The sequence below is a fragment of the Xanthobacter sp. 91 genome (assembly GCF_000702385.1).
Taxonomy (GTDB): Bacteria; Pseudomonadota; Alphaproteobacteria; order Rhizobiales; family Xanthobacteraceae; genus Xanthobacter; species Xanthobacter aminoxidans.
The window spans coordinates 4,303,266-4,320,610 of the sequence record NZ_JNIB01000001.1 but is presented as its reverse complement, the minus strand read 5'-3'; the positions used below and the strand labels follow the sequence as shown (position 1 = coordinate 4,320,610).

Annotated in this window: 10 protein-coding genes; 5 read left to right on the top strand and 5 right to left on the bottom strand. The window is 67.3% G+C overall.

The genetic code is table 11. From position 1 onward, the window contains the following. Positions 1-29: 29 nt before the first annotated feature. Positions 30-1,382 (bottom strand): outer membrane protein transport protein, encoded by a 1,353-nt coding sequence (locus tag A37E_RS0120170; RefSeq protein WP_029558274.1) that lies wholly within the window; start codon positions 1,380-1,382, stop codon positions 30-32. 401 nt (positions 1,383-1,783) lie between these two features. On the opposite strand from A37E_RS0120170, the gene A37E_RS0120165 reads away from it, so the two are divergent. The 5 genes from A37E_RS0120165 to A37E_RS0120145 all read left to right on the top strand — a co-directional run bounded on the left by A37E_RS0120165 (position 1,784) and on the right by A37E_RS0120145 (position 8,428). Beyond that, a complete protein-coding gene (locus A37E_RS0120165; RefSeq protein ID WP_029558273.1) occupies positions 1,784-2,185 on the top strand; it encodes a MerR family DNA-binding transcriptional regulator in 402 nt (133 codons plus the stop codon). A gap of 210 nt (positions 2,186-2,395) precedes the next feature. Further along, a complete protein-coding gene (locus A37E_RS0120160; protein ID WP_029558272.1) occupies positions 2,396-3,541 on the top strand; it encodes a thiolase family protein in 1,146 nt (381 codons plus the stop codon). Between the two features lie 10 nt (positions 3,542-3,551). Next, positions 3,552-5,882 carry a 3-hydroxyacyl-CoA dehydrogenase/enoyl-CoA hydratase family protein gene (locus tag A37E_RS0120155; RefSeq protein WP_029558271.1) on the top strand — a complete coding sequence of 777 codons (2,331 nt, stop codon included), beginning with the start codon at positions 3,552-3,554 and terminating at the stop codon, positions 5,880-5,882. A gap of 209 nt (positions 5,883-6,091) precedes the next feature. After that, the gene (locus A37E_RS0120150; RefSeq protein ID WP_029558270.1) at positions 6,092-7,882 is read left to right on the top strand and encodes an acyl-CoA dehydrogenase C-terminal domain-containing protein; all 1,791 of its coding nucleotides are present in this window, start codon (positions 6,092-6,094) and stop codon (positions 7,880-7,882) included. Positions 7,883-8,116: 234 nt separating this feature from the next. Further along, a complete protein-coding gene (locus A37E_RS0120145; RefSeq protein WP_029558269.1) occupies positions 8,117-8,428 on the top strand; it encodes an SCP2 sterol-binding domain-containing protein in 312 nt (103 codons plus the stop codon). A gap of 33 nt (positions 8,429-8,461) precedes the next feature. Here the strand turns inward: A37E_RS0120145 and A37E_RS26130 are convergent, their stop codons facing one another. The 4 genes from A37E_RS26130 to A37E_RS0120125 form a co-directional block, all read right to left on the bottom strand. Continuing rightward, on the bottom strand, positions 8,462-10,513 hold the full coding sequence (locus A37E_RS26130) for an acyltransferase family protein (protein ID WP_051679214.1): 2,052 nt from the start codon (positions 10,511-10,513) through the stop codon (positions 8,462-8,464). 215 nt (positions 10,514-10,728) lie between these two features. After that, complete coding sequence (locus tag A37E_RS0120135; RefSeq protein ID WP_029558267.1) at positions 10,729-12,813, bottom strand: acyltransferase family protein; 2,085 nt, start codon at positions 12,811-12,813, stop codon at positions 10,729-10,731. A gap of 197 nt (positions 12,814-13,010) precedes the next feature. Beyond that, complete coding sequence (locus tag A37E_RS0120130; protein WP_081837702.1) at positions 13,011-16,160, bottom strand: efflux RND transporter permease subunit; 3,150 nt, start codon at positions 16,158-16,160, stop codon at positions 13,011-13,013. 4 nt (positions 16,161-16,164) lie between these two features. Continuing rightward, positions 16,165-17,340 carry an efflux RND transporter periplasmic adaptor subunit gene (locus A37E_RS0120125; protein ID WP_051679213.1) on the bottom strand — a complete coding sequence of 392 codons (1,176 nt, stop codon included), beginning with the start codon at positions 17,338-17,340 and terminating at the stop codon, positions 16,165-16,167. Positions 17,341-17,345 lie beyond the last annotated feature (5 nt).

Sequence of the window (17,345 nt, the reverse complement as noted above, 5' to 3'; positions counted from 1 at the left end):
GCGAACGCCGCCGGGGATCGCGCAAGGCCCTACTTGGTGATGAGGGCCGCCGCCTGCGGCGCGTCGAACTTGTAGCGCAGGCCTACCGAGACGATGTCCACGTAGCCGTTGCTCACCTGGCCGACCAGCGTTCCGCGCAGGGCGTTGGCCGGATCGGCCGGCGTAAGCATGATCGGGCTCGTCTCGCCGAAGATGTGGGTGTAGGCGAAGTCCGCCGAGAACTGCGACGTGAAGTTGTAGGTCAAGCCGCCCGAGAGCCAGAAACGGTTGGTGTCAGGCAGGCGCGGAGAGCGGGTGGCATCGGGCACGGGCGTCAGCTCGTAGCCAATGCCGGCGCGCAGGGCGAGCTTGGGGTCCCACTGATACTCGACGCCGCCGGAGAAGAACCAGCCGTCGTTCCACTGGAGGTCGAGCGTGCTGACCGGCAGGCCGAAGGCCTTCACCGTCAGCTCCTGGACCGTCGACCAATTGGTCCACTCCACCGTGCCGAGCACAGTCCATTGGGCATTGAGCTTGGAGCGGAACGAGGCGGTGATCTGATCGGGCAGCGTCAGGCCGGCCGTCGCATTGACGCTCTTGACGGGGACGATATTGGCGACGGACACGTCCAGCATGCCGTTGAGGGTCTGCGAGATCTGCGACTTGTAGCCGATGCCAAGCGTGGTTCCGGGCGCCAGCGTGAACAGCACGCCGAGATTGATGCCGTAGCCGATATCGTCGCCGTTGACCTGGGCATAGAGATTGTTGGACGGCGGCGCGAAGCCCGCGAACTGCGCGTTGGTGAGCTTGGCGTTGATGTAATTGATGTTGAGGCCACCGCCGATGGTCATCCAGTCGGTGAGCTTGTAGGCCACCGAGAGCTGGGCGTTCATGTCGAAGATGCTGCTGGTGCAGCCGTAATACCGGCCGGACCAGCTGCACGGCGCGTCGGTGACGAGGCCGAAGGGCGAGGTCAATCCGAAGCCGATCGCCCACTTGTCCCAGGCATAGGTGGCGAAGAAGGTCGGCAGCGTGCCGTTGTCCACGATATCGCTGACGCCGGCATTCCCGAGGCTGGCGCCGGTGATGGGCGCAGTCGCCGAAAACACGTCAATGGAGGCGTGCGGCGCAATATAGGTGACATTGCCTTCCACGTTCAGCCCCGGATTGAAGCTGATGGCCGCGGGGTTCCAGGTCATGGCGGCGAGGCCGTCGCCGCCGGCCGCCGTGCCGGCGAAGGATGTGCCCTGATAGTAGGAGCTCTGCTCGCGCAGCCCGAATCCGCCGGCATGGGCGGCGCCGTTCGCCAAGACGGCGGGAATCGCAACGGCGGAAATGGCAAGCACCGGAGCCACGCGGCGTGGCCAATCGCGATTGGCCCTGGCCCACTTGTGCATCGTCATGAAGACCCCCTCCTAGGCTGAATTCCTCCGGGCCCGGCACGCTGCGGTGCACTATACGTTTTATCGGTGCCCTATACGTCACCCAGCATGCCGCTCGCGAATGATCCGTCAACCGGCTTCCTGCAGCGTAGTGGGCCAAGACGCTGGGGAAATCGGCAAGCGTTGCGCCGATGCAACAGTGGCGAAACGGAAGCGCTGCTGTCCAGAAAACTCGCCGGCCGCGGGGACCCTATCCACCGGCTTGTGGCGCGCCCTGGCTCCACCGCTTGTGAAGACGCCACCACCGCGTCATCTGCCAAACGGGTCTTGCGGAGAAGGTCAAAGCATGTATCTTCGGGGCGACTGGGTGACGTATAGGTGAACCGGTGGCATCCTCTGGCAAACGTGGCGGCGCGTCCGCTTTGACCGACACGTTCTTCACCGTCACGCAGCTGGCGCGGGACCTCTCGGTCACGCCGCGCACCATCCGATTCTACGAGGACAAGGGGCTCATCACCCCGCGTCGCGCCGGCACCATGCGCGTCTACACCAAGCGCGACCGCGCCCGCATGGCGCTGATCCTGCGCGGCAAGCGCCTCGGCTTCTCGCTGCGCGAGATCAAGGACTATCTCGACCTCTACGACCTCGACCCGAGCCAGAGCGAGCAGATTCGCCTGCTGCTGAAGCAGGTCCAGGACCGCCTCGAGATGCTGGAGGACCAGCGCCTCGCCCTCGAGGAAACCATTATCGAGCTGAAGGACATCGAGGAGCAGGCCATGGCTGCCCTCGCCAGCGAGACCGGCGACCAGAAGGCCGCCGGCTAGGCCGACGCCGGCCGGCCCACGGGGCCGGGTCGAGCGCAGGCCATTCCGAGTTTTTCGTGGGGCTTTCCCGGGCGGATTTTTCATTCGCGTGGATCGCCCCATCACGCCCCAACCGCCGCACCAAGCGGTGGCGCAAATGATCGAAACCCGCCGCTCAAAAAGTGGCGGCCGACAACAATGGACAGGCAGGAGATCCCAATGAACGCGCCGATGCGCAACGTCGTGATTGCAGGCTATGCCCGCTCGCCCTTCACCCTCGCCAGGAAGGGTGATCTGGCGCGCGTGCGCCCGGATGATCTCGCGGCCCAGGTGGTGGCCGATCTCGTGGCCCGCACCGGCGTGAAGGTGGAGGACATCGAGGACCTGATCGTAGGCTGCGCCTTCCCCGAGGCCGAGCAGGGCTTCAACGTCGCCCGCCTCATCGGCATGATCGCGGGGCTCCCGGAGAGCGTCGCCGGCGTCACGCTGAACCGCTTCTGCGGCTCCTCCATGCAATCGGTCCACAACGCGGCTGGGCAGATCCAGCTCGGCGCGGGCGAGGTGTTCATCTGCGCCGGCATCGAGAGCATGAGCCGCGTGCCCATGACCGGCTTCAACCCCATGCCCAATCCCGCGCTCTACAAGTCCATGCCCCAGGCCTACATGGGCATGGGCGAGACCGCCGAGAACGTCGCGGCCAAGTGGCAGATCACCCGCGCCGACCAGGACGCCTTCGCCCTCAAGAGCCACCAGAAGGCGACGAAGGCCGAGGCGGAAGGCCGCTTCAAGGACGAGATCGTCGCCATCAAGGCCAACGGCAAGGTCAACAAGACCGTGGATCAGGACGGCTGCATCCGCCGCGACGCGACGGCCGAGGCCCTCGCCGCCCTCAAGCCCTCCTTCGACGAGCATGGCACGGTGACGGCTGGCACCGCCTCTCCCCTCACCGACGGCGCCTCCGCCGTGCTGGTGTGCACCGAGGACTACGCGCTGAAGAACGGCCTTACCCCCCTCGCCCGCATCCGCAGCGTGGCGGTGGCCGGTTGCGCGCCGGAGATCATGGGCATCGGTCCCGTCGCCGCGACCAAGAAGGCGCTGGCCCGCGCCGGCATCGACGTGTCCGAGATCGAGGTGGTGGAGCTGAACGAGGCGTTTGCCTCCCAGGCCCTCGCCTGCCAGCGGGAGCTCGGCATCAAGGACGAGGTGCTGAACCTCGACGGCGGCGCCATCGCGCTGGGCCATCCCCTCGGCGCCACCGGCGCGCGCATCGTCGGCAAGGCGGCCTCGCTCCTGAAGCGGGAAGGCGCCAAATATGCCCTCGCCACCCAGTGCATCGGCGGCGGACAGGGCATCGCCACCATCCTCGAGCGCGTCTGAGGAGGGCAGGATGTCCTTTGAAATCAAAAAGGTCGCCGTCATCGGCGCCGGCGTCATGGGTGCCGGCATCGCCGCCCATGTGGCCAATGCGGGCGTGGAAGTGCTGCTCCTCGACATTGTTCCCGAGGGGGCGGCCAACCGCAACGTCGTCGCCGAAAAGGCGGTGGAGAAGCTGCTGAAGGCCGATCCCGCGCCCTTCATGTCCAAGGCCGCGGCGAAGCTGGTGAAGCCGGGCAACATCGAGGACAACCTCGCCGACATCGCCGATTGCGACCTCATCATCGAGGCCATCATCGAGCGGCTCGACCTCAAGCAGGCGCTCTACGCGAAGATCGAGGCGGCGCGCCGGCCCGGCTCGGCGGTGTCGTCCAACACCTCGACCATTCCGCTGGCGGACCTCACGGCGGGGCTGCCCGAGAGCTTCCGCCGCGACTTCCTCATCACCCATTTCTTCAATCCGCCCCGCTACATGCGGCTGCTGGAGATCGTCTCCGGGCCGGAGACGAATGCGGACACGGTGGCCGCCGTCGCCCGCTTCGCCGACGTGAAGCTCGGCAAGACGGTGGTGATGTGCAAGGACACCCCCGGCTTCATCGCCAACCGGCTCGGCACCTACTGGCTGCAGCTGGCGGTGGGCGAGGCCTTCGCGCTGGGCATGAAGGTCGAGGATGCGGACGCGGTGATGGGCCGGCCCTTCGGCTTCCCCAAGACCGGCGTGTTCGGCCTCATCGACCTCGTCGGCCTCGATTTGATGCCCCACGTCCAGGGTTCGCTGAAGCGCGCGCTTCCGGCCGCGGACCCTTTCCACGCTACGCTGCGCGACGAGCCGCTGATCGAGAAGATGATCTCGACCGGCTACACCGGCCGCAAGGGCAAGGGCGGCTTCTATCGCCTCAACCGCGAGGGCGGGCAGAAGCTGAAGGAGGCCATCGACCTCTCCACCGGCGCCTATCGTCCGCAGGCGAAGGCCCAGGTGGCGGAGCTGGAGGACGGCGGCGGCCGGGATCTCTTCGCCCTCCTCTCCGCCCCCGGCGAAGGCGGGCGCTATGCCCGCGCGGTGATGGTGCGCACCCTCGCCTATGCCGCGCGCCTCGTGCCCGAGGCGGCCGATGACATCGTCGCCATCGATGATGCCATGCGCTTGGGATATAATTGGAAATCCGGCCCGTTCGAGCTGATCGACAAGATCGGCGCGGCCCGCCTGATCGAGCTGTTGAAGGCGGACGGGGAAGAGGTGCCGCCGCTGCTGGCGCTTGCCGCCGACAAACCCTTCTACCGGGTGGAAAACGGCCAACGTCAATACCTTACGCTGGATGGCACCTATCACGACATCGTCCGCCCCGAGGGCGTGCTGCTGCTCGCTGACATCAAGCTGAAGTCCCAGCCGCTGGCCAAGAACGGCTCGGCCGCCCTGTGGGATATCGGCGACGGCGTCGTGTGCCTGGAATTCACCTCCAAGAGCAATTCGCTGGACGAGGGCATCATCACGATGCTCGCCAAGGCGCTGAAGCTGGTGAAGGACAAGTACAAGGCGCTCGTCATCTATAACGAGGGCTCGAACTTCTCCGTCGGCGCCAATCTCGGCCTCGCCCTGTTTGCCTGTAACATCGGTGCCTTCGGCGAAGTCGAGAAGCTGGTAGCCACGGGGCAGAAGACCTATCAGGACGTGAAGTACGCGCCCTTTCCCGTGGTCGCCGCGCCGTCCGGCCTGGCACTCGGCGGCGGGTGCGAGATTCTGCTGCATGTCGGTGCGGTTCAGGCCCATGCCGAGAGCTATATCGGGCTTGTCGAATGCGGAGTCGGGGTGCTGCCGGCCTGGGGTGGCTGCACCGCCATGCTGGAGCGCTGGGCGGCCGATCCGAAATTCCCGAAGGGGCCCATGCCGGCCCCCTCGAAGGTGTTCGAGACCGTCTCCACCGCCACCGTCGCCAAGTCCGCCGCCGAGGCGAAGGAGCTGAAGTTCCTGCGCGAGGGCGACGGCATCACCATGAACCGCGACCGGCTCCTTGCTGATGCCAAGGCCAAGGCCTTGGCGATGGTGGAAGGATACGCGCCGCCCAAGCCCGTGGAGTTCTTCCTGCCCGGTCCCTCCGGCAAGGCGGCCATGGACATGGCGGTGGAAGGTTTCGCCAAGAAGGGCCTCGCGACCCGGCACGACAAGGTGGTGTCCGCTGCCCTCGCCGAGGTGCTCACCGGCGGCGACGCGGACCACATCGCCCCGGTCCCGGCCGCGCGGGTGCTGGAGCTGGAGCGGGAAGGCTTCATGAAGCTCATCCGCACCACCGCCACGCTGGACCGCATCGAACACGTGCTCGAAACCGGCCGGCCGCTCAGAAACTGAGGGGCGCCGCGGCCTAACCGAAGATCAAGCCGTCATGGCCGGGCTTGTCCCGGCCATCCACATGGAGAGGCAGGGCGCCACGTTCCGCAGGGAGCGCAAACGGCCCGACGTGGATGCCCGGGACAAGCCCGGGCATGACGGCACCAAGGGAATCAGACGCCCCCTCCCCCACGAGGGACGGAGGCGAGCCAAAAACGGGAGCCAACGCCATGCAGGTCTATACCCCCCCGCTGCGCGACATGCGCTTCGTCCTCCACGAGCTGCACGGCAGCGAGGAGCTGAGCAAGCTCAAGGGACTGGAGGAGCTTTCGCCCGACCTCATCGATGCGGTGCTGGAAGAGGCGGGCAAGTTCGTCACTGAAGTGCTCGCGCCGCTCAACCAGTCTGGCGACCTTGAGGGCTGCACCTATGAGAATGGCGTGGTGCGCACGCCCAAGGGCTTCAAGGAAGCCTACACCGCCTTCCGCGAGGGCGGCTGGAATGGCATCGCCTGCGATCCGAAGTATGGTGGCCAGGGCCTGCCGGCGAGCGTGAACAAGCTGGTGGAGGAGATGCTCTGCTCGGGCAACCTCGCCTTCGGCATCTGCCCCGGCCTCACCCACGGCGCCTATCAGGCGCTGAAGGCCTATGCCTCCGAGGAGCTGAAGGACCGCTTCCTGCCCAAGATGGTGGATGGCGTGTGGTCCGGCTCCATGTGCCTCACCGAGCCCCAGTGCGGCACCGACCTCGGCCTCGTGCGCACCAAGGCCGAACCGCAGGCGGACGGCTCCTACAAGATCACCGGCAACAAGATCTTCATTTCCGCCGGCGAGCAGGACATGACGGAGAACATCGTCCACCTCGTGCTCGCCCGCCTGCCGGACGCGCCCAAGGGAATCAAGGGCATCTCCCTGTTCCTGGTGCCGAAGTTCCTGCCGAAGGAGGATGGCTCCGTCGGCCCGCGCAACGGCGTGCTGTGCACCGGCATCGAGCACAAGATGGGCATCCACGGCTCGTCCACCTGCCAGATGTCGTTCGACGAGGCCACCGGGTGGATCGTCGGCGAGCCCCACAAGGGCATGCGCGCCATGTTCGCCATGATGAATTCGGAGCGTCTCTCCGTGGGCACGCAGGGCCTCGGCCTCGGCGAAGCCGCCTATCAGGCCGCCGTCGTCTACGCCAAGGAGCGCCTGCAGGGCCGCGCACTCTCCGGCGCCAAGCATCCGGACAAGCCGGCCGACCCCATCATCGTGCATCCCGACGTGCGCCGCACGCTGATGACCATGCGCGCCTACAACGAAGGCTGCCGGGCCCTCGCCGGCTGGGTCGCCCGCGCGCTGGACCTGATGGAGCGGGCCGAGGACCCGGAGGAGCGCAAGCGCGCCGAGGACTTCACGGCGCTGATGACGCCCATCGTGAAGGCGCTGTTCACCGACCTCGGCTTCGAGGCCACCTCCATGGGCATGCAGGTCTATGGCGGCCACGGCTACATCCGCGACCATGGCATGGAGCAATATGTGCGCGATGCCCGCATCGCCATGATCTACGAGGGCACCAACGGCGTGCAGGCGCTGGACCTCGTGGGCCGCAAGCTGCCGGCGCACATGGGCCGTTATTTGCGCTCCTTCTTCCATCCCGTGCTGAACTACATGGATGCGAAGCTGGACGACGAGAATCTCGGCCCGCTGATTACCCCCCTCTCCAAGGCCTTCGGCGCGCTCCAGCTCGCCACCGCCCACATCGCCGAGAAGGGCCTGAAGGACCCGGAGGAGGCCGGCGCCGCCGCCACCGAATATCTGCGGCTGTTCGGCCTCGTGGCGCTGGGCTACATGTGGGTGCGCATGGCGGAAGTGGCCTATGAGAAGCGCGTCTCCAACCCGGACGACGCCGCCTTCTACGATGCCAAGATCGTCACCGCGCGCTTCTTCATGGAGAAGCTGCTGCCGGACGTGGCGGCCCTGTGGGGTTCCATCAAGGCCGGCAAAGGCGCCATGATGGCGCTGGACGAGGCGATGTTCTGAGTGTCGCGCCTCTTCGGTGGAGTCACCGTCATGGCCGGGCTTGTCCCGGCCATCCACGTGGCGAGGCCGGGGACTGCCTGCGGGTTTGGGCTCCAGCGGCTCGACGTGGATGCCCGGAACCCGCATGTTTGCGGGTTCCGCTCTTGGGGACGGAAATCGGCAACAGCCGACTTCCGGCACAAGGCCGGGCATGACGGCGGCAAGAGTCCGCAATAATATTTACAAGGATCACCGATGGCCGATCTCTCCTCCCTCGTCGAAGCCATACGCGACCGCGCCGAAGCCCTCTCCGAGCTGGGCTACAAGGTGCGCTTCGACCTCAGCGATACCGGCGAGGCCATCCTGCTCGATGCCACCGGCGGCAGTGTCGAGGTGGGCGAGGGCACGGGTGAGGCGGATGCGGTGCTGAAGCTCTCCACCGACACGCTGGACAAGCTCATCACCGGTCGCATCGGCCCGATGATGGCCTTTTCCACCGGCCGCCTGAAGGTGGAAGGCTCCCAGGGCGTCGCCCTGAAGCTCGCCGGCCTGCTCGACAAGGACTGAGCCGGGCCCGGCGGCCCACAGCCTTTTCTCCCGTCAGTCGTTCGCCGTCGCGGTGGTCGCCCCACCGGCGGCGAGTGCCTGCATCAGCGTCTGGCGCAACGCCTTGTCCTCGGCGGCATGGCGCGCGCCGGTGACGGAGAGGTGGTCCCCGTCCACATAGAAGAAGCGCGTGCCCTCCCCGGCCGTGCAGCGGTCGTCCCGGCAGAAGATGTCCGCCATGCGGAAGGCCGCGACGCCGGGATGCCGGCTGGCCGTGGCCGCGAGGACGTCGTTGCCGAAGCCGACGATGTCCAGCGCGCTCGCGCGCGGCTGGCTCATGCAGGCCTCAGTGCCGCCCGTCCCGTTGAACTCGCGCGTCGCGACACATCCGGCAGGGGCGGGCTTATATTCCGGCGACTGGCCCAGCACGATCACCTGCGGGCCGATCTGGCGCAGCTCGGCGACGGTGCGCTCCACCATGTGGGCGAACACCTGCTTGCTGGTGGCCCGGTCGCGCGTCATGCCGCCCGGAATCTCGCTGCTGACGAGGGAGAAGCCCGCGTTCGACCGCGTCGTCCAGATCGACCAGCGCCCCACCAGCACCACCACCTTGGGCTTGACGCGGCGGATCTCATCCATCACGGCGGCGACGTAACTGGCGCAGACGTTGCCGTTGTTGTGCTCCTGCCGGGCGACGCCGCCCACGAGCGGCGGGCACCCCGCCATGGTCTGGAGCCGCGCCGTCAGACCCATTTTTTCCACGACTTCCGCGAGGCCGAGGAAGGTCGCGCCCGCATGGGAATCGCCCCACACCAGCACGTCGTAGCTGCCCTTGGCCGCGCCAGGCCCTGTCGCGCACAAGGCGATGGGCTGCATCTGGTCGGGGGTCCAGAAGCGCGCGTTGTTGTTGCACCGGCGCTGGAAGGCGCTGCGGTCGTCGGCCGCCGCCTCGGCCGCCGCGCCGAGCGGCGAGATGGGGAATACCCCCCGGCCGACCTTCTGGAGCGCCAGGGCGACACCCACCGTGAGCAGGATGGCGCAGGCCCCGGCGCCGATGCGCATCAGCCGTCTCCCGCCCAGCGCGCTGCCGCGCCGCAGCGGCGCCTCCACATATTTCAGCGACAGGCCGGAGATGACGCCGGCCACCAGGATGACGATGCCGGATTCGATATAGGTGGTGTGCCGCCCCTTCCAGATGGCGATGAGCACCAGCATGGGCCAGTGCCACAGATAGAGCGCGTAGGAGATGCGGCCCACATAGACCATGCCCTTCAGGCTGAGCACGCGGGCGACGACGCCGTTCGGCGCGAAGCCGCCGGACATGATGATCGCCACCGCGCCCAGCACGGGCGGCAGGGCCCACAGGCCGGGGAAGACGGTTTCCTTGCCGAAGGCGAACACCGGGACGACGATGGCGAGCGCCCCGGCGATGCCGAGCCATGAGGCGGCCTTTTCCGGCAGGCGCGGCAGCGTGACCATGGCGAGGAGCGATCCCGCCAGCAGCTCCCACGCCCGGCTCTGCAGCAGGAAGAAGGCGGCCGACTGCTCGGTCTCCACGATGCTCTCGGCATAGGCGAGCGAAGCGAGAGCGATGAGGGCGAGCACGCCGACCGCGAGCCTGCGCCCGCCCAGCTTCATCAGCACGAACAGGACGAGCGGGAAGAAGATGTAGAACTGCTCCTCCACCGCCAGCGACCACAGGTGCAGCAGTGGCACCTCGTCGGCTGCGGGGCCGAAATAGTTGAGCAGGCTCTCGAAATGGATGTTGGCGAAGAACAGGGCCGAGGGCACCAGCGTGCCCACATAGCCCTGCATCTGCCGCGGCATCAGGATGAGCGCGGCGAACAGCGTCGTCACCGCCATCATCAGGAACAGCGCGGGGAAGATGCGGCGGATGCGGCGGTCGTAGAAATCCACCAGCGAATAGGTGCCCGCCGTCATCTCCTGATGGAGGATGGACGTGATGAGAAAGCCGGAGATGACGAAGAAGACGTCGACGCCGATATAGCCCCCGGTAAAGGGCGGAATGCGTGCATGGAACAGAACCACGCTGCCGACGGCGATGGCCCGAAGGCCGTCGATGTCGGACCGGTAGGCCAGACTCATCCTGGTGTCCTTGATCGGCGCGCCCGACGCGCACGCCCCCGCGGGGACCGCTTACCGACAAAATCCGGCTGGGGCAAATCGCGCGGAAGCCCGCCGCGCCGCCCGTCCGGGGCTGACGCAACGTTCGCCGCCGCTCCGCGCGGCCACGCTCCAGCTCACGAAAAGCGAAGCCGCAGGGGGTAGGCAGCAACCGGCGGGACGGCCGCTCGCCCCGGTCAGTCCTTGACCGTCGCCGGGGCCAGCGCGGCGCTGGTGTTGCCGCCCTCGCCCAGCGCCCTGAGCAGGGCCGCGCGCAGCGCCGGGTCCTGGCTCATGTGGTGGGCGCCGGTGGCCGAGAGGTGGTCGGCGTCCACATAGAAGAACTTCTCGCCGTCGCCGGCACGGCAGGTCCCGTCGCGGCAGAACACGTCCGACAGCAGGAAGGTGGTGGTGCCGGGGAAGCTCGTCGCCGCCTTGGCGATCATCTCGTTGCCGATGCCGAGCACCTTGTCCGCCGCCGCGCTCGGCAACTCGAGGCAGTTGCCGAGCTTGCTGCGATTGTAGAACTCCTTCTCGGCGACGCAGCGGCCGGGGGAGCGGCCGAATTCCGGCGTCTGCCCCACCAGCACCACGTGGATGCCGAGGTCGGAAAGCTCCTTCAGGGTGCGGTCCAGCATGTGGGCGAACACCTTCTGGCTCACCTCGCGCGATCGCACGCCGCCGCCCGGCACCTCGTCGGAGGTGAGGGTGAAGGCGGGGCCGGCCTTGCTGGTCCACATGGCCCAGCGGCCCACCAGCACGGCGACCTTGGGCTTGATGCGGCGGATTTCCTGAAGCACCTCGGCGTTGAAGGCGGTGCAGGTCCAGCTCGGCATGTCGTCGCGATGGGCCTGTCCGCCGATCAGGGGCGGGCAGCCGGCCATGGTCTGAAGTCGGGCCGTGTGGCCGAGGGTGGCCACCTGCTCGGCGATGCCGATGAAGGAGGCGCCGGCGTGGGAATCGCCCCACACCACCACGTCATATTCGCCCTTGGCCGCGCCCGGCCCCACCGAGCAGGCCGAGGCCGGGTTCAGCGCGGCGGCGCTGAAGCCCTTGGGCGAGTTGTTGCAGGAGCGGCTGAAGGGGCTCCTGTCCTCCATGGCCGCCTCGGCGCGCGCGCCCAGAGGGGAGATGGGGTAGAAGCCGCCGCCCAGCCGCTCGAACAGCACGCCCACGGCCAGCGTCATGGCCATGGCCATGATGCCCGCCGCGAAGCGGCCCCGGCGCTTGCCGCCCAGCGAGCCGGCGTGGCGCAGCGGCGTCTCCACGTATTTCAGCGACAGCGAGGCAAAGATGAAGGCGATGATGAGCATACCGCCGGCTTCGAAATAGGTCAGCGCGCGACCCATATAGGTCTTGCCGAACACCAGCAGCGGCCAGTGCCAGAGATAGAGCGCATAGGAGATGCGCCCGACATAGACCACCTTCGGACGGCTGAGCAGGAAGTTGGCGTAGCCGGCGGGGTTGATGGTGCCGGCATAGATCACCGCCGCCGTGCCGAACACGATGGGCGCGGCGGAGAGGCCCGGGAAGGTCATGTCGTGGCTGTAGGCGAAGACCGGGACCACGATGGAAAGGAGCCCCGCCACGCCGATCCAGTTCGCCGTCTTCTCCGACACCTTCGGCATGTGCACCAGCGCGAGCAGCGCGCCGACCAGCAGTTCCCAGGCGCGGCTCTGCAGCAGGAAGAAGGAGGCGGTGGGCTGGGTGCGCGCGCTCAACTCGGCATAGACACCGGAGACGATGGCGATGATGAGGAAGCCGAGGATCGCCATCCGCCGCGGGCCGAGCGCAATCCGCCCGCCGGTCTTGAGGAAGGCGAACATGAGCAGCGGGAAGAAGATGTAATACTGCTCCTCCACCGCCAGCGACCACAGATGGAGCAGCGGCGTCTCGTCGGCCTGGGGGCCGAAATAGTTCATCAGGCCCTGGAAGTGGATGTTGGCGTAGAACAGGGCTGAGGGAACGATGGATTGCGCGAACAGCACCATCTGCCGCGGCATCAGCAGGAAAGCAGCAATGAAGGTCGTCACCGGCAGCACGACGAACAGCGCCGGGAAGATGCGCCGGATGCGGCGGTCATAGAAATCGACGAGCGAGAACTCGCCCTTCATCATGTCATTATAGAGAATTGAGGTAATCAGGTAGCCGGACAGGACGAAGAAGATATCGACGCCGATGAAGCCGCCGCGAAACGGGGGAATGTGGGCGTGAAACAGCAGCGCCACCACGACCGCGACGGCGCGCAAGCCATCGATATCCGGCCGATACTTCAGATTCATGCCCGCCCCCGGATCATGGCGCGCGGCCGCCCGCGCGCAAACCTCGCCTCAGGCGGGATAACAAAGCGGCGACGTTGGGGCAATTCCTCGCAAGGCGAGGAATGGTCACGGTTCCTTAATCATTTTGTCATGGGGCGCAGGTGCAACACCCGGAGGTAGCACCTACAGGCATACTCGTGGTGGTCGCAGAAGCCCCCCTACTCCGCCGCCATCCGCTCCGGCGGCACGGGATGCGCGGGAGGGGCCTTCTCCTCGTGCCGGCCGGAAACGGCGTGGTGCACGATGGCGTCCAGCCGGTCGAGATAGAGATAGACCACCGGCGTGATGAAAAGCGTGAGCAGCTGCGACACCAGAAGGCCGCCCACCACCGCGACACCCAAAGGCTGGCGCAGCTCGGAGCCGGCGCCCGCGCCGAGCGCGATGGGCAGCACGCCGAAGATGGCGGCGAGCGTGGTCATCATGATGGGCCGGAACCGCAGCAGCGCCGCCTCGCGGATGGCGTCCTGCGCCGCCGCCCCGGCGCGCCGACGTTCCAGCGCCACGTCGATCATCATGATGGCGTTCTTCTTCACGATGCCCACCAGCATGATGATGCCGATGATGGCGATCACCGACAGCTCCATGCCTGCCGCCATCAGGGTCAGGAGCGCGCCGATGCCGGCGGAGGGCAGGCCCGAGAGGATGGTGATGGGGTGGATGAAGCTCTCATAGAGCACGCCCAGCACGATGTAGATCACCACCACGGCGGCCAGGATCAGCAGCGGCTGATTGGAGAGCGAATCCTGGAACACCTGCGCGGTGCCCTGGAAGCCGGTGATGACACTGTCCGGCACCCGCGCCTCGGCGGCCGCCGCATTGATCTCCTCCACCGCCTGCCCCAGCGAGGTGCCCGGCGCGAGGTTGAAGGAGATGGTGACGGACGGCTGCTGCTGCTGGTGCTGCACCGAGAGCGGGCCCACCGTGCGCTTGATGTTCGCCACCGTCTCCAGCGGCACCACATTGCCGGAAGTGGTGCGCAGATAGACGCGGCCGAGGTCGCTCGGGTCCCGCTGGAATATAGGCTGCACCTCGGCGATGATCGCGAACTGGTTGGTGGGCGTGTACAGCGTCGCGATCTGGCGGGTGCCGAACTGGGTGTAGAGCGCATCCCGCAGCTGCTGCTCGGTGATGCCGAGGGCCGCCGCCTTGTCCTTGTCCAGATCGATGGTGAGCTGGGGATTGGTGATCTGGAGGTCGGAAGTCACGTCGCGCAGGCCGGGAAGCTGCGCGAGGCGCTGCTCCATCTGCTGGGCAAAGGTGTAGAGCGTCTCGGTATCCGGGCTCTGCAGCGTGTACTGGTACTGGCTCTTGGAGGCGACACCGCCCACGTTGATGTTCTGCACCGGCTGGAAGAAGACGTTGACGCCGGGCACCTGCGCGACGCGCTTCCTCAGGCTCTGGATCACGTCATTGGCCGAGCCCACGCGCTCGCCCGGCCCGCTGCCCTTGGGCTTCAGGGCGATGAACAGGCGGCCGGTATTGGTGGTGCGGCTGCTGCCGGTGGCGCCGGCGGTGGAGACGATATAGTCCACGGCAGGATCGGCGCGCACCACGTCCGCCACCTGCTTCTGGCGCTCAACCATGGCGGCGAAGGAGCTGTCGGTGGCCGCTTCAACCGTGCCGGTGATGAAGCCGTTGTCCTCCTGCGGGAAGAAGCCCTTGGGGATGACGATGTAGAGATAGACCGACAGGCCGATGGTGGCGAACGTCACCACCAGCATGAAGGGCTTGTGCCGCAGCACGAAATCGAGGCTCACCCGATAGGCGTTCAGCCAGCTGTCGAACATCCGCTCGGTAACGCGAAAGAACCAGCCGGGCTTCTTCGTGTGGTCCACCGGCTTCATCACGCGGGCGCACAGCATGGGCGTGAGCGTGAGGGAGACGAAGCCGGAGACGAGGATGGCCACCGAAATGGTCACCGCGAACTCGCGGAACACCCGGCCCACCACGCCGCCCATGAACAGCACGGGGATGAACACCGCCACCAGCGACAGCGTCATGGAGATGATGGTGAAACCGATCTCGCGCGAGCCGCGCAGGGCGGCGCGGAACGGGCTCTCCCCCGCCTCCACGTGGCGATAGATGTTCTCCAGCACGACGATGGCGTCGTCCACCACGAAGCCGACGCACAGGGTGAGCGCCAGCAGCGTCATGTTGTTGATGGAATAGCCGAAGCCCCACATGGCCGCGAAGGTGGCGATGATGGACAAAGGCAGTGCCAGCGAGGGGATGATCGTCGCGCGCACATTTCGCAGGAACAGGAAGATCACCAGCACCACGAGGACGATGGCCTCGAACAGGGTCTTCTGCACATCCGCCACCGCATCGCGGACGGAGACGGAACGGTCGTTCAGCACCTCGATGCCCACCGAGCCGGGTAGCTGGGCGCGGAACTGGGGCAGGCGGTCGCGCACCTCATTCACCACCTGCACGGTGTTGGCGTCAGGCTGGCGGACCACGGCCAGCACCACCGAGCGGCGATCGTTAAACCAGCTGGCGACGCGCTCGTTCTCCACGCCGTCCGAGACGACGGCGATCTCTTCGAGCCGCACCACCGAGCCATCGCGCGCCTTCACCACCACCCGGCGGAACTGGGAGGCGTCCGCCTTGGGCGTGCCCATGTCGATGGTCTGCGCCTGCTTGGGCCCGGATACGATGCCGAGCGGGGTGTTGGAGGCCGCCGCCTCCACGGAGCGCTGGATGTCATCCGGAGAGATGTTGCGCGCGCCGGCGGCGGCGGGATCGACGCGGATGCGCACCGCATATTTCTGCGAGCCGTAGATCTGCACCTGCGCCACGCCGGGCAACTGGGAGATCTGCTGGCCGATCAGCGTGTCGGCATATTCGTTCACCGCCGACAGCGGCAGGGTGTCCGAGGAGATGGCGAGCAGGATCACCGGCGCGTCGGCCGGGTTCACCTTCCGGAAGCTCGGCGGAGTGGTCATCTCGTCGGGCAGCTGGCGCTGGGCGACGGAGAGGGCGGACTGCACGTCGAGGGCCGCCGCGTCGATGCTGCGGTTCAGGTCGAACTGCACCGTGATGGAGGTGGAGCCCTGGGTGGACGATGAGGTGAGCGAGGAGATGCCGGCGATGGTTGCGAGCTGGCGCTCGATGGGCGTCGCCACCGAGGTGGACATGGTCTCCGGGCTCGCACCCGGCAGGCTGGCGGAGATGTTGATGGTGGGGAAGTCCACCCGCGGCAGCGCCGCGACGGGAAGCTGGCGATAGGCGAACAGGCCCGCCACCACGAGCGACAGCATCAGGAGCGTCGTCATCACCGGGCGGCGGATGCACAGTTCGGAGAACATGGGCTCAGCTCCCGGTGGCGGGTGCGGCGGCGCGGGTGCGCACGTTCACGCGGCCGCCCTCGCGCAGGGAGAGCTGACCGTCCGTCACCACCGTCTCGCCGCCATCGAGCCCCTTCGCAATGACGGTGCGCCCGTCCACCGTGCGCGCGACGGTGACAGGCCGCACATGGGCGATGCCATCGTCCACGATGAAGACGAACGGGCCGTCCTGCCCGTTCTGCACCGCCTCGCTGGGCACCGCGACCACGTTGTCCTCGATGCGCAGCGTCACCGTCACCGCGCCAAGGGCACCGGGCCAAAGGCGCTCGTCGGCATTGGGGAAGATGGCGCGGGCGGTCAGGGTGCCGGTCTGCGGCTCGATGGTGTTGTCGATGACCGCCACGGTGCCGCCGGAGATGGTCTCGCCCGTGCCCTGGAAGGTGAAGGACACCTTGGCATCCTTCGCCGCGCGGAGACCGGCGATGTAGCGTTCGGGCAGGCCGAAGGCGACATAGATGGGCGCGAGCTGGCGGACCGTCGCCAGCGTGTCGTCCACCCGGATCACCGTGCCGGGGCGCACCGCGGAGACACCGATGCGGCCGGTGGCGGGGGAGCGGATCTCGTAATAGCCGCGCTGCACCTTGAGCGCCGTCAGGTTGGCCTCGTCCTGCGCCACCGTCGCCTTCTGCACGTCGGCGGTGGTGCGGGCATCGTCCACCTGCACCTGCGAGACAGCGTTGCGGGTGGCGAGGCCCGCGTAGCGCTCCACGTCGCGCAGGTTCTTTTCCAGCTGAACCTTGTCGCGGTTGAGGGTCGCCTCGGCCTGGAGGATCTGCGCGTCGATCACCCGCGGGTCGAGCTGATAGAGGAGGTCGCCCTCCTTCACGGTCGCGCCGTCGGCGAAGCCCACCTTCTCCACGGCAGCGGCGACGCGCGAGCGCACCGGCACCGTGACCATGGATTCCACCGTGCCCAGCGCCTCGACCCGCACCGGCAGGGAGGTGCGCTCCGCCTTGCCGGCGAGCACCGCGATCACGCGCGGCTGCGGCGCCGCCTTCTGGGCGCCCGTGCCGAGCCACGGCTTCTTGTCCCAGACCCACGCACCGCCGCCGAGGACGGCCAGAAACAGGACTGCGAGGACAACCTTGCGGCCGGCCGATCCGCCGCTCTTCGCGCTACCCGGTGCATTCTCGGCTGGCATGAACG